The organism is Allopseudospirillum japonicum, from assembly GCF_900108915.1.
In the GTDB taxonomy this organism is placed as follows: domain Bacteria; phylum Pseudomonadota; class Gammaproteobacteria; order Pseudomonadales; family Halomonadaceae; genus Pseudospirillum; species Pseudospirillum japonicum.
The window spans coordinates 106,150-118,771 of record NZ_FNYH01000007.1; the positions used below are offsets into that span (position 1 = coordinate 106,150).

Below are 12,622 nucleotides of genomic sequence, written 5' to 3' on the forward strand. Positions count from 1 at the left end.
GTTTGAGGTTATATTGAATCCCCTCAGCCTTTGCAAGTACACACATGTACTCTCTTATTCTATCGGCATCTTGTGTGTGGCAATGAGTGTGACTTGTTCAGCCGAGGCGGAAGTGTCGTGTTATACTCATGCCTTTGGTGAGGTTATGCCAAGTTAACCCAAATACAAAAGGACCAACTTGGATGCACTTGCTTGAATGCTGTAATCTGGTATTCACAAACACAGACACTCATCTCACCTAGATGCACTGTCGTTGCAATAAGACTAGCGTAATCTTAGGTAACTTTTTGTTTTTCGGCTACTCAAGCTTGCGCTATATATTTGATGCGCGTCAAAAATCAACAGGTAGGTAATTTTCATGCAGGTACAGGATTATATGCAAACCTTAGGCCGCCAAGCACGTCAAGCAGCACGGACTTTAGCGCGTCTTACAACAGAAGATAAAAACCGCGCCTTACATGCGATTGCGCAAGCATTAGAGGCAGCGAGTCCGCAGTTACTGCAAGCCAATGCCAAGGACCTTGAACAAGGTCGCGCGCGCGGGCTAGAAGAAGCCTTATTAGATCGCCTTGCACTAACACCTGCACGAATTGAAGCTATGTTAGAAGGTTTGCGCCAAGTTGCGAGCCTACCTGATCCTGTTGGTGAGATCACCGAAATGCGCTACCGCCCGAGTGGCATTCAAGTAGGAAAAATGCGTGTTCCTCTAGGGGTGATTGGTATTATCTATGAGTCGCGTCCGAATGTCACTGTAGAAGCTGCGAGCCTGTGCTTAAAATCTGGTAATGCAGCGATCTTGCGTGGTGGCTCTGAGGCCCTGCACTCCAATCGTGCCATTGCTGCTTGTATTCAACAAGGGCTGGCGCAGGCGGGGGTGAATGCGCATGCGGTACAAGTGGTTGAAACCACCGATCGTGAAGCGGTTGGCGCCTTAATTCGTATGGATACTTACGTTGATGTCATTGTGCCGCGTGGTGGTAAGGGGCTGATTGAGCGTATTACGCAAGAAGCGCGCGTCCCTGTGATCAAACATTTAGATGGTATTTGCCATGTGTACCTTGATCGAGATGCAGATGCACAAAAGGCGCTGGCTATTAGTTTAAATGCAAAAACCCAACGTTATGGCACTTGTAATACCATGGAGACTCTGCTGGTACATCAACAAGTGGCAGCAAACTTATTGCCAAGTATTGCACAAGATCTACTTGCGAAAGGGGTCGAGTTGCGTGCGTGTGAGGTCAGCTTGGCTTTATTGCAAGGTGCGCATTTACCTGTTATTGCGGCAACGGAAGAAGACTGGTCGACTGAGTACCTAGGGCCCATTTTATCTATCAAGGTGGTTGATTCCTTGGATGACGCCATTGATCATATCAACACTTATAGCTCACAACATACAGAGGCCATTGTGACCGAAAACTATACGCGTGCGCGTCGTTTCTTAACGGAAGTGGATTCAAGCTCTGTCATGGTTAACGCTTCGACCCGTTTTGCTGATGGGTTTGAATATGGTTTAGGTGCGGAAATTGGTATCTCTACGGATAAAATCCATGCGCGTGGTCCTGTAGGTTTGGAAGGCTTAACATCGCAAAAGTATATTGTGTTGGGTGATGGACATATCCGCCAGTAAAATGTCAGTACATCGACAAGGGGTGCTCATGTTAGGGGGCACCTTTGATCCTATCCATCATGGGCATTTACGTACCGCCGTCGAGCTTTATGAGCGCCTCGCGGTGGCGGAAGTACGCCTGATTCCCTGTCATCAACCGCCACACCGTCAACAACCGCTTGCCAGTAGTGCGCAGCGTTTGCATATGGTGTCTTTAGCGATTGCGGGAGAAGCAGGTCTTCAGTTAGATGCTTGTGAACTAGAACGTGATCAAGCCTCTTGGTCTGTACATACACTAGCTAGTTTGCGTGCGCGTTTAGGTGCGCAAGTCCCTTTGATGATGGCTGTGGGTATGGACAGTTTTCTTAGTTTGCCTTCTTGGTATCAATGGCGTCAGCTCACCCACTATGCGCATCTTGTGGTGGTAACGCGTCCTGATTATCAAGCGCTTTATAGTGCAGAATTGCAAACTTGGCTCGATCAACATCAAACACAAAATGCTGACCTTTTGCATCGCTTGCCTTGTGGCAAGGTGTTACTGATGCAATTGCAAACACCTTTAGCTATCTCAGCAACACAAATCCGCAAGGCATTGGCGCAAGGGCGTTCAGCACGCTATTGGTTACCCGATCAGGTTTTGGCCTATATTCAACAACAAGGGCTCTACCTTTAAGCTAGGTGTGAAATGTTGGCTTAAGGGGTGCCTAATATTCCTACTTTGTCGATTCCATTATTAAAGAGGTTGCTTTAATCCATGCACGCCTATACAGAAATCCCCCTCAATGCCTTGGCGATTGAAGCCTTGGAAGAGATCAAAGCACAAAACATCTGCTTGCTTGATGTGCGTGAAAGTACCAGTGTGACGGATTTTATGCTCATTGCTAGCGGAACCTCGACCCGCCAACTAAATGCATTAGCACAAAACCTAGTTCTGAAAATGAAAGAGGCCGGTTATCGTCCTTTAGGGGTAGAAGGTCAGAATAATACAGATTGGGTCTTGGTCGATTTGGGCGAGCTTGTGGTGCATCTGATGTTGCCTGAAACGCGCCAGTTTTATGATTTAGAGCGTTTATGGTCACAATTTCCTAGCGAAACGGCACTTTCTTCTTCACAAACGCCCTAAAGCTTTTAGGAATGGTTGCGCGCTGAACTTGCGGAGGTTGCATTGAAAATACGTATCTTGGCGGTTGGGCAAAAAATGCCTGCTTGGGTTAATGAAGGGGTGATCACTTACCTAAAACGTTTTCCGAGGGAATATCGATTAGAGATTCAAGAAATTCCTGCCGGCCAACGTGGTAAAAATGCTGATCTTGCCCAAGCCATGAAACGTGAAGCTGAAGCTATTTTAGCGCGTATTGATGCAGATGAGCATGTCATTGCCTTAGAAGTAAAAGGCCAGGCTTGGAGTACGCAAGCTTTGGCAAATCAATTTGAAAGTTGGCATATGCAAGGGCAAAATCTGGTGTTTTTGATCGGTGGGCCAGAAGGTTTGGATGCAAGTTGCCGCCAACGGGCTAACCAACTTTGGTCTCTCTCTAATTTGACGCTTCCTCACCCTCTGGTGCGTGTTTTACTAGCAGAACAGCTTTATCGAGCTTGGTCGATTACTCAAGGGCATCCTTATCATCGTTGATTTATGAATACCGCCTAGCGTGCCTACTCATATCGATTCTATCCGATGCCCGAGTCAGCCAACCTGCTTTTTCGGATCTTCGGGTGCGTGCAAGAGTACGTCTGCCACTAATTTTTTGTGTGTGCGTACCCATGCTTGGTGTGGGCACTTCTTCATGCAGATCTGTATCAAGGTTGCCAAAAGGATGTCCATCAAGGTAAACGAGGCGATTTTGGTAGGTGCCAGCAGGTTACAAGAGCACCAACAGAAAATGATTGCAAAGCACGCGGGAGGTGAAGCTTGTGTCAGTTTCTGTGGGCAATCTCAAGGAGCAACAGGCAATAATGATGAAGCAGGAACTTGGAAGGCAACAACCAGCAATCTCCATCTTTCAAGGTGGGGAAGACGTCAACCCTCTATTGTTTTACGTTGAGAGCTAAGATGTCATCTTCGAGTTCGTCCTCAGCATCTAAAAACACAGCGGTCAAAGGTGCTTTTAAAGATCTCCATCAAGAAAATCAAGTCTTCCAGCGGCGTGCTTGGATCGCCATTGTGATTGTCATTGTGATGCTGTTGGGCTTGGTCAGTCGCATGCTATTTTTGCAAATTGTACAGTATGATGTGCATACCACACGCTCAGAGAATAACCGTATTCATGTGGAAGCGGTGGCACCGACTCGGGGGTTAATTTATGACCGCAACGGTATTTTGTTAGCGGATAATCGCCCCAGTTATAGCTTGACGATTGTACGCGAACAGGTCAAAGATTTACAAAATGTCCTCAAGCGCATTAGCCACATCCTTAAATTAGATGAAGAACATCAAGAGCTTATCCACGAACGCGCCGCGCAAAGGCGACGCCCTTTCGAGCCGACTTTACTATTAGATCAGTTGACGGAAGCCCAAATTGCCCAAATTGCGGTTAATCGTCATAGGTTACCTGGGGTGGAAGTGGAAGCCCAACTTTCACGGCACTATCCACAAAAAGATTATATGGCGCATGTCTTAGGTTATGTGGGCCGTATTAATGAAGAAGAGCTCAATCAACTCGATCGTACCCGTTATAGTGGCACCCACTATATTGGTAAAACAGGGGTAGAAAAGTTTTATGAAACAGATTTGCACGGTGAGGTCGGCTATCAAAAAGTAGAAACCAATGCGCGGGGGCGTGTTCTACGTGTGTTAGAGTATCAACCACCTCAACCTGGTAAAAACCTTGTGTTGCATTTAGATAGCCAGCTACAGCAAGTGGCGCATGAGGCTTTACAAGGACGCCGAGGTGCTATTGTGGCAGTTGAACCGGCTACAGGCGGTATTTTGGCTATGGTCAGTACGCCAAGTTTTGATCCCAACTTATTTGTTGGTGGTATTGATAGTAAAACTTACCGTGATTTACGCCGAGATCCAGATTTACCGCTATTCAATCGTTCGATTCGTGGACAATATCCACCAGCTTCTACCGTTAAACCCTTTATGGCCTTAGCTGGGTTGGAATATGACGTCGTCAAGCGTGATACCAGTATTTATGATCCTGGATATTATCGTTTGCCTAACGATGATCGCCAATACCGTAATTGGAAGCGTAGTGGGCATGGCAAGGTGGATTTGCGTTTGTCTGTGGTGTATTCAAATGATACCTATTTTTATAACCTTGCTTATAACTTAGGTATTGATAATATTTTTGATTTTATGTCGAAATTTGGTTTTGGCGAACAAACCAGTGTGGATGTAGACCATGCAACTAGTGGTTTGATGCCGAGCCGAGAATGGAAACGCAATGAAAGACGCCAACCTTGGTTCCCCGGGGAAACTTTAAGTATTGGTATTGGCCAAGGATATTGGTTAGCCACACCTTTGCAACTGGCAAGTGCAACTGCCATCTTAGCCAATCGTGGTCATTGGGTGCAGGCACGTTTGTTGCATTCTGCAGATGGCAAAGAACTCCCCAGATATTTCCAGGATACACCAGCAGATGTCAAATTAAGAGATGCTTCCAACTGGGATTATGTATTTGATGTGATGAAAGATGTCGTACATAGCCCAAGGGGAACCGCACGTGGTATTAGTCACGGCCTTCAATATCTGATGGCGGGTAAAACAGGAACCGCACAAGTGCGTAGTATTCGCCAAGGTGAGACCTATGATGAAACCAAAATCCCTGAACGACATCGAGATCATGCGTTATTTGTGGCCTTTGCACCACTGGAAAATCCACAAATCGCGATTGCTGTGGTTGTCGAAAATGGCGGTGGTGGTAGTACGACTGCCGCGCCTATCGCACGTAAGGTCGTGGATGCTTATTTATTACCTAAATTAGCAACCCAACCGACAGCCGTGGCCCAACAAGAAGCAGTCCCTGCATCTCAAGGGCAAGCTTTGGGGAGAGGCGCATGAGTCGAGATTTTCGCCGTCAGTTGCCGAATGCAGATGTGTATTTACAACGTCAAGCCGGCTGGCTAGAGCGGGTTCATATTGATTTATGGTTACTTCTGGCGCTGCTCACTGTGATTGTGGGCGGACTTTTTATTTTGTATAGCGCGACCAGTGAAAACCAAGAAGACATCTTGCGCCAAGTATACCGTTTATTATTTGCGTTAGGGGTAATGGTGTTGGTTGCGCAAATCTCACCACGCCAACTCCAACGTTTCTCCCCCATGTTATTTTTAATCGGAGTGCTTTTATTACTTGCAGTACTTTTATTTGGAGTACAAGCCAAAGGAGCACAACGCTGGCTCAATCTGGGTGTTTTTCGTTTTCAGCCTTCAGAAGTGATGAAATTAACCATGCCCATGATGATGGCTTGGTATTTGGCGCGTCAAGGTTTACCACCACGCTGGAAACATTTGCTCATTAGTGCAGTCATTATAGCCGGTCCTGTGCTTTTAATTGCCAAGCAGCCTGATTTAGGGACTTCTTTATTAGTTGGGGTAGCAGCAGTTTTTGTACTTTTACTTGCAGGTTTAAGCTGGCGCATTATTGGGTTTTTGGGTGCGCTGGCAGGGGCAAGTTTGCCTTTGTTATGGATGGTGATGCATGAGTATCAAAGACAAAGGGTGCTAACCTTTTTAGATCCAGAAAAAGATCCTTTAGGTACCGGATGGAATATTATCCAATCTAAAACCGCTATTGGTTCTGGGGGGATTGACGGCAAAGGCTGGCTACAAGGGACGCAATCCCAGTTGGAGTTTTTGCCAGAACGTCATACGGACTTTATTGTGGCCGTCTTAGCTGAGGAATTCGGCTTAATTGGTGTATGTATTCTTCTATGTGTCTATCTGGTGATTATCTGGCGTGGCATGATGATTGCCATGAATGCACAAGATACTTACGGACGCTTACTTGCAGGCAGCATTACCCTGACATTTTTTACCTATGTTTTTGTTAATATAGGCATGGTCAGCGGAATTTTGCCGGTCGTTGGGGTGCCTTTGCCTCTGATTAGTTTTGGCGGGACTTCAAGTGTCACCCTCTTAGCTGGCTTTGGCATGTTGATGTCAATACAAACGCATAAAAACTTACTCAAACGCTGACTTGTTGAGCGTGCAAAGCAAATAAAGGAGCGAGATTTTGCTTAATTTCCACCGACTGACGACAAAAAAATCGGCTTATAAAACCTGGCTAGCAGCATTGGCGTTAAGTGGCAGTGCTTTAGTGTTGAGTCCCTCAGCACAAGCATTGCAAGACCAAGCGAGTTATGTGCCTAGTCAACACCCTGAAGTGGCCGCTTTTATTGAAGAAATGGCACGCGAACACCAGTTTGATCCACAGCAGTTGCAGCCTTTATTTGCTGAAGCGAAATATCAACAAAAGATTATTGACGCGATCAGCCGGCCAGCAGAGCGTGTATTAAAGTGGCATGAATACCGTAAAATTTTCCTTACTGAATCCCGTATACAAGCCGGGGTAAATTTTATGCGTGAAAATGCGCAAACTCTGGCACGGGCAGAGCAAACTTACGGAGTGCCCAAGGAAATTATTACCGCGATTATTGGTGTAGAAACCTTTTATGGGCGCAATAAAGGCAGCTATCGGGTGCTAGATGCCTTATCAACACTGGCTTTTAATTATCCACCAAGATCGAGTTTTTTCCGTAAGCAGCTGGTCGAATTTTTAATCTTGGCGCGTGAAGAAGGTTTGCGTCCTGAGCTCCCAATTGGTTCGTATGCAGGGGCGATGGGATACGGCCAGTTTATTCCATCAAGTTATCGAGCTTATGCGGTAGATTTTGATGGTGACCACTTCCGTGATATTTGGACTAACACCACAGATGCGATCGGCAGTGTTGCTAACTATTTCAAGGCGCATCAATGGCGTGCTGGGGAAGCGGTTGTGTTAGAAGCTCAGTTCCAAGGTGACCCACAAGCGTTACCTTCCATGGATCGTAAGTATCTGAAAGTGGACTTGCCTTATAGCCAAGCGCAGCAAGCCGGTTTTCAAGTCACCCAAGGGGCTTTATCGGCACAGACACTGATGATGCCGATTCGCTTTGAGGTGGCGGATAATCAATTTAAACATTGGGCGGGCTTGCATAACTTCTATGTGATTACTCGCTATAATCATAGTCGCTTATATGCCATGGCTGTGTATCAGCTCAGTCAGGCGATTGCAGCAGCGGCAAAGGCACCCTAATTTTTTAACTAGGTACTTTATAGATGCGCTTGTTTTTGGCTCGCTCTTTTATAGCGTCTTTTATGAAAAGACCTCGACTAGCAATAGCAGCAAGTGCTTTGCTGATACTAAGTGCTTGTTCATCACCACCTAAGCCTACTAGCCAAAGTAGCCGCTATCAACAAGCGCAGGATGCTTATCCCGCAAATCCACCTGATGTTTCTCAGATCCCTGATGCTGTACCTCAAATCGAACCTTTTAGTCGTTCGGGGAATGGGCCAACCTATCGTGTTCTTGGGAAAACGTATCGCGTGTTACCTCACAACCAAGGCTATCAAGCGATAGGTTATGCCTCTTGGTATGGTACCAAGTTTCATGGTCATGCCACCTCAAACGGTGAAATCTATGATATGTACAAGATGACCGCTGCCCATAAACATTTACCTTTGCCTACTTATGCGAGGGTGACGAACTTGGAAAATGGTCGTCAAGTCATTGTACGTGTGAATGACCGTGGCCCTTTTCATGATAATCGTTTAATTGACTTATCTTATGCTGCTGCACATCGTTTAGGATTTCATCAAAAAGGCACTGCCAAGGTAAAAGTGGAGGCGATTGACCCTAAACAATGGCAAGCACAACAAAACCAAGTTTGGCCGGTCTATTTACAAGTTGCCTCTTTAAGTTCTGCACCTGCTGCAGAAAAACTCAAGGCACGCTTGATTCAATCCTTAGGTTTGCCTGTGCGCATCCAACGTCAGCAAATTCAGCAACAAACTTGGTATCGCATTCAAGCCGGTCCTTTATACGATCAGAACTCGTTAAACCAAGCCAGTACCCAAGTACGCGGACAGGGGTTGGGCCAACCCTTAGTTGTCAACCCTTGAAGTCAGTATCAATGTCAGGATTGTCAGAATTAGGGGCATGAGTATGTTAAACTATTATTTTTTAATTACTAATCTAAAGAAGATAAGACGCATGGGTTATTTAGCTTCCATATCTAAACCTCACTTTAAGCCTATGTGGGCTTGGATAGCCACCTTAATCTGCGGTATTTCTAGTGCACAGGCAGCACCTGATGAAGTCTTAATTCCTGCACCGCCGAGCCTATCTGCTAGCTCTTACTTATTAGTTGATCCGCATAGTGGTAAGGTGATTGTAGAATATCAAGCAGATCAACGCTTACCACCAGCTAGTTTAACTAAAATGATGACCAGTTATTTAGTTGAGCATGAACTAGCACGTGGTAATTTAAAACTCACAGACAAGGTGCGTATTAGTGAAAAAGCTTGGCGTGCGCCTGGCTCGCGCATGTTTGTACGTGAAGGCACTTTTGTTGAGTTAAATGATTTGCTCAAGGGAATTATTATCCAATCGGGTAATGATGCGTCCATTGCAGTGGCTGAACATCTAGCAGGAAGTGAAAGCTCTTTTGCTGATTTAATGAATCAACATGCAAATCTGTTGGGAATGAATGATACACATTTTGTAAATTCCACAGGCTTGCCTGCAGAAAACCATTACTCAAGTGCGCGTGATTTATCCATTTTGGCACAGCACATTATTTTAGACTATCCAGAGCATTACAAAGTCTATTCAGAAAAATACTTCACTTATAATGACATTCGCCAAGCCAATCGTAATAAACTTTTGTGGCGTGATAGTTCCGTTGATGGCCTGAAAACTGGACATACAGAAGAAGCCGGTTTTGGCCTAGTTGCTTCAGCGAAAAAAGGGGATATGCGCCTGATTTCTGTGGTCATGGGAACCAAAAGTGAAGAAGCACGCGCGCAAGAAAGCCAAAAGTTACTTACCTACGGGTTTAGATATTTTGATACCCGCCAGCTTTACCAAAAGTATGAGGTACTCAATGAAAACCGTGTTTGGGGCGGTGCAACCGAGCAAGTAAAGTTGGGTCTAGGAGAACATTTATATGTCACGATTCCACGTGGACAAGAAGAAAACTTATCTGCTTCTTTAAGTATTAGCGAAGTGATTAAAGCGCCGATACAACCTGGCGACGAGCTTGGTAAAGTGATTATTTCACTTAATGATGAGGTGATTACAGAAAAGCCTTTGATTGCGCTTAATGCAGTGGAAGAAGGTGGCTTTGTGAAAAAAGTTTGGGACAATCTGGTGCTGTTTTTCTTAGGGATCGTCTCTTCCTAACCGAAAGCCCAGCGGATTGTAGCTAAAATTCGCTGGCCATTTTATCTACTTGTGTACAGGTATTTAGCATGATTCAAGTACAAGCACTAGACACAGGCGAAGCCCCTAAGTTAAGCTTCCCTTGCGCATACCCTATAAAAATAGTAGGAGATTTCGCACCTGATTTTAAAGCGGCTATGCTAGATATTCTCGCGGCACAGGCAGCAGACTATGATGCACAAAGCCTGCGCTTAGTCGATAGTCGTAATGGGCGCTATCAATCCCTACGTGTTACTTTAAATGCTCAAAGTGAAGCACAAATCCAGCATCTATTTGAAGCTTTAAAAGCCAGTGGGCGCGTGCGCATGGTGTTATAAATCAACTCTTAGCACGAGAATATCTGTGGATCTTTATATTAGGCATTTGGGCCGTCAAGACTACCCAAAAACGCTTGCTGCTATGCATGTGTTGACCCAAACGCGTACCCCAGAGACACCAGATGAAATTTGGTGTCTTGAGCATCCTCCTGTATTCACACAGGGACAAGCAGGAAAGCCAGAACATATTTTGCACTCGGGTGATATTCCCGTTGTGCAAAGTGATCGTGGCGGCCAAGTAACGTATCATGGTCCTGGGCAACTGGTAGTCTATTTGTTATTGGATATCAAGCGTTTACACTATGGTGTGCGTGATCTTGTCAACCTGATTGAACATGCCTTGATTGACACCCTCGCCCAGCTTGGTGTCCATGCGTATGCCCAAGCGCAAGCTCCCGGAGTTTATGTGGATACGCCACAGGTGCAAGCTGCTAAAATTGCCGCCTTGGGTTTACGTATCCGCAAAGGTTGTTCCTTGCATGGTTTAAGCTTTAATCTGGATATGGATTTAAGCCCCTTTCAGCAAATTAACCCCTGTGGTTACGCGGGTATGCCGGTCACACAGGTCAAAACTTTATGTCCTGAGGCAGATATGGACTGGGTCCGTATGCAAGTCATCACCCAGCTTGTCAACCGGCTAGGCCATACGCAATATCAACATACTTGTGACCTCCCCTCGACCCTAGATTGATCTTTACCTATTGTGGAAATTTAAACTATGCATGACACTCGTCCGGCTCCAGTCCACCAAGGCCATAAACTTAGAGGCGCAGAGAAGGTTGCGCGTATTCCGGTGAAGATCTTACCAACGGAAGATTTACCTAAAAAACCGGATTGGCTGCGAGTGAAAATGCCCGCCTCGCCAGAAGTGAAACATATCAAAGATACCTTACGTAAACACAAACTCCATACCGTCTGTGAGGAAGCTTCTTGCCCGAATCTCGGTGAGTGTTTTCACGGAGGCACAGCAACTTTTATGATTATGGGGGATATTTGTACCCGCCGTTGCCCCTTCTGTGATGTTGCGCATGGGCGTCCCAATCCCCTTAATACGGAAGAGCCACGCGAACTTGCGGCAGCGATTGCGGATATGCGTCTTAAATACGTGGTCATTACTTCGGTCGATCGTGATGATTTGCGTGATGGTGGCGCGCAACATTTCGCAGATTGTATTCATGAAATACGCCAGCGCATGGACAGTATCGAGATTGAAGTTCTGGTACCAGATTTTCGTGGTCGTATGCCAGTGGCTTTGGAGATTTTGCAACATACACCGCCGGATGTGTTTAATCACAATTTAGAAACTGTTCCTGCGTTGTATCGTAAAGTGCGCCCTGGGGCGGATTATTTAGGTTCACTCAAATTACTGCAAGAGTACAAAGCCTTGTGCCCACAAGTGTTGACCAAATCTGGCTTAATGTTGGGGGTTGGAGAAACGCAAGCAGAGATTATCCAAGTCATGCAGGATCTGCGTGCTCATCAAGTGGATATGCTGACACTAGGTCAATATATGCAGCCAACACGCAATCACTTACCGATTGACCGTTGGGTGCCGCCTTCAGAATTTGATGAACTTGCTCACATCGCTCGCGATTTAGGTTTTGTACATGTGGCCTCTGGGCCTTTGGTGCGTTCTTCTTATCATGCTGATAAGCAAGCACATGGTGAAAAGGTGAAGTAATTTTTAGCATAAAAGACCCCGTCCTTCAGGGCGGGGAGGGTATCCAGTTCTTCAAAGCCTAACCAATCTGAATCTCAGGCAAGTTAGGTGCAGTGAGTTCCGCTTTCTCACTCGGTGCAATCACTTCTGCAGTGCCTGTGACGACTTTGTCACCATTTTGATTAGTTACCACACAATCTAAAACAACAAATTTCTTATCTTCTTTTTTCTCTTGGACCGTCAGTTGCACGGTCAGCTCATCCCCTAGTTTCACCGGACGACGGAATTTTAGGCTTTGACCAAGATAAATCGTACCAGGTCCAGGTAAAACAGTAGCTAAGGCAGCCGAAATCAAAGAGCCTGACCACATACCATGGGCAATACGCTCGCCAAACATACTGGTTTTCGCAAATTCTGCGTCCAAGTGTACGGGGTTCACATCACCAGAGACAGCGGCAAAGAGTACCAGCTCTTTTTCGGTTAAGGTTTTGCTAAAAGTTGCGCTTTCACCAATTTGCAGCTCATCAAAAGTACGATTGACTAAAGTCGTCATGGCGGACATTTTCCTTAAAGTAGGGAAGTTATAACGGCAGCTTAGTGAACTACCTCGT

The 12,622-nt window shown here is 45.8% G+C and carries 13 protein-coding genes and 1 pseudogene; 13 read left to right on the forward strand and 1 reads right to left on the reverse strand.

Annotation, left to right across the window (positions count from 1 at the left end; translation table 11 throughout):
• The first annotated feature begins 358 nt into the window (after positions 1-358).
• From BMX05_RS07955 to lipA, 13 genes and pseudogenes are all read left to right on the forward strand, one after another.
• Positions 359-1,627, forward strand: a complete 1,269-nt coding sequence (locus BMX05_RS07955) for a glutamate-5-semialdehyde dehydrogenase (RefSeq protein ID WP_093309835.1) — start codon at positions 359-361, stop codon at positions 1,625-1,627.
• A gap of 28 nt (positions 1,628-1,655) precedes the next feature.
• On the forward strand, positions 1,656-2,279 hold the full coding sequence (gene nadD / locus BMX05_RS07960) for a nicotinate-nucleotide adenylyltransferase (protein ID WP_218139011.1): 624 nt from the start codon (positions 1,656-1,658) through the stop codon (positions 2,277-2,279).
• 81 nt (positions 2,280-2,360) lie between these two features.
• Positions 2,361-2,729: a ribosome silencing factor gene (rsfS, locus tag BMX05_RS07965; protein WP_093309843.1), complete on the forward strand. Its 369-nt coding sequence runs from the start codon at positions 2,361-2,363 to the stop codon at positions 2,727-2,729.
• 42 nt (positions 2,730-2,771) lie between these two features.
• A complete protein-coding gene (gene rlmH, locus BMX05_RS07970) occupies positions 2,772-3,239 on the forward strand; it encodes a 23S rRNA (pseudouridine(1915)-N(3))-methyltransferase RlmH (RefSeq protein ID WP_093309978.1) in 468 nt (155 codons plus the stop codon).
• A 27-nt stretch (positions 3,240-3,266) separates the two neighbouring features.
• A pseudogene (locus BMX05_RS07975) lies at positions 3,267-3,350 on the forward strand (hypothetical protein); the annotation flags it as partial.
• Between the two features lie 309 nt (positions 3,351-3,659).
• The gene (mrdA, locus tag BMX05_RS07985) at positions 3,660-5,612 is read left to right on the forward strand and encodes a penicillin-binding protein 2 (protein ID WP_093309846.1); all 1,953 of its coding nucleotides are present in this window, start codon (positions 3,660-3,662) and stop codon (positions 5,610-5,612) included.
• Positions 5,609-6,748, forward strand: a complete 1,140-nt coding sequence (gene rodA / locus BMX05_RS07990; protein WP_093309849.1) for a rod shape-determining protein RodA — start codon at positions 5,609-5,611, stop codon at positions 6,746-6,748. Before mrdA ends, rodA begins: the two co-directional genes overlap by 4 nt.
• 37 nt (positions 6,749-6,785) lie before the next feature.
• Complete coding sequence (gene mltB / locus BMX05_RS07995) at positions 6,786-7,847, forward strand: lytic murein transglycosylase B (RefSeq protein ID WP_093309851.1); 1,062 nt, start codon at positions 6,786-6,788, stop codon at positions 7,845-7,847.
• 62 nt (positions 7,848-7,909) lie between these two features.
• Positions 7,910-8,713: a septal ring lytic transglycosylase RlpA family protein gene (locus BMX05_RS08000; RefSeq protein WP_093309983.1), complete on the forward strand. Its 804-nt coding sequence runs from the start codon at positions 7,910-7,912 to the stop codon at positions 8,711-8,713.
• Between the two features lie 133 nt (positions 8,714-8,846).
• The gene (locus BMX05_RS08005) at positions 8,847-9,995 is read left to right on the forward strand and encodes a D-alanyl-D-alanine carboxypeptidase family protein (protein ID WP_093309986.1); all 1,149 of its coding nucleotides are present in this window, start codon (positions 8,847-8,849) and stop codon (positions 9,993-9,995) included.
• Between the two features lie 68 nt (positions 9,996-10,063).
• Positions 10,064-10,351, forward strand: a complete 288-nt coding sequence (locus tag BMX05_RS08010) for an HP0495 family protein (RefSeq protein ID WP_093309855.1) — start codon at positions 10,064-10,066, stop codon at positions 10,349-10,351.
• A 25-nt stretch (positions 10,352-10,376) separates the two neighbouring features.
• Positions 10,377-11,042 carry a lipoyl(octanoyl) transferase LipB gene (lipB, locus tag BMX05_RS08015; protein ID WP_395855189.1) on the forward strand — a complete coding sequence of 222 codons (666 nt, stop codon included), beginning with the start codon at positions 10,377-10,379 and terminating at the stop codon, positions 11,040-11,042.
• A 27-nt stretch (positions 11,043-11,069) separates the two neighbouring features.
• On the forward strand, positions 11,070-12,032 hold the full coding sequence (gene lipA / locus BMX05_RS08020) for a lipoyl synthase (protein WP_093309859.1): 963 nt from the start codon (positions 11,070-11,072) through the stop codon (positions 12,030-12,032).
• 58 nt (positions 12,033-12,090) lie between these two features.
• On the opposite strand, the gene BMX05_RS08025 is transcribed toward lipA, so the two are convergent.
• The gene (locus BMX05_RS08025) at positions 12,091-12,564 is read right to left on the reverse strand and encodes a MaoC/PaaZ C-terminal domain-containing protein (protein WP_093309862.1); all 474 of its coding nucleotides are present in this window, start codon (positions 12,562-12,564) and stop codon (positions 12,091-12,093) included.
• Between the last annotated feature and the right edge of the window lie 58 nt (positions 12,565-12,622).

Bases quoted from the DNA above. Each gene is read 5' to 3' on its own strand.
- BMX05_RS08025 (WP_093309862.1), bottom strand. From the start codon at position 12,564: ATGACGACTTTAGTCAATCGTACTTTTGATGAGCTGCAAATTGGTGAA.
- BMX05_RS07955 (WP_093309835.1), top strand. From the start codon at position 359: ATGCAGGTACAGGATTATATGCAAACCTTAGGCCGCCAAGCACGTCAA.
- BMX05_RS08010 (WP_093309855.1), top strand. From the start codon at position 10,064: ATGATTCAAGTACAAGCACTAGACACAGGCGAAGCCCCTAAGTTAAGC.
- BMX05_RS08000 (WP_093309983.1), top strand. From the start codon at position 7,910: ATGAAAAGACCTCGACTAGCAATAGCAGCAAGTGCTTTGCTGATACTA.
- nadD (WP_218139011.1), top strand. From the start codon at position 1,656: ATGTTAGGGGGCACCTTTGATCCTATCCATCATGGGCATTTACGTACC.
- mrdA (WP_093309846.1), top strand. From the start codon at position 3,660: ATGTCATCTTCGAGTTCGTCCTCAGCATCTAAAAACACAGCGGTCAAA.
- rsfS (WP_093309843.1), top strand. From the start codon at position 2,361: ATGCACGCCTATACAGAAATCCCCCTCAATGCCTTGGCGATTGAAGCC.
- BMX05_RS08005 (WP_093309986.1), top strand. From the start codon at position 8,847: ATGTGGGCTTGGATAGCCACCTTAATCTGCGGTATTTCTAGTGCACAG.
- lipA (WP_093309859.1), top strand. From the start codon at position 11,070: ATGCATGACACTCGTCCGGCTCCAGTCCACCAAGGCCATAAACTTAGA.
- rodA (WP_093309849.1), top strand. From the start codon at position 5,609: ATGAGTCGAGATTTTCGCCGTCAGTTGCCGAATGCAGATGTGTATTTA.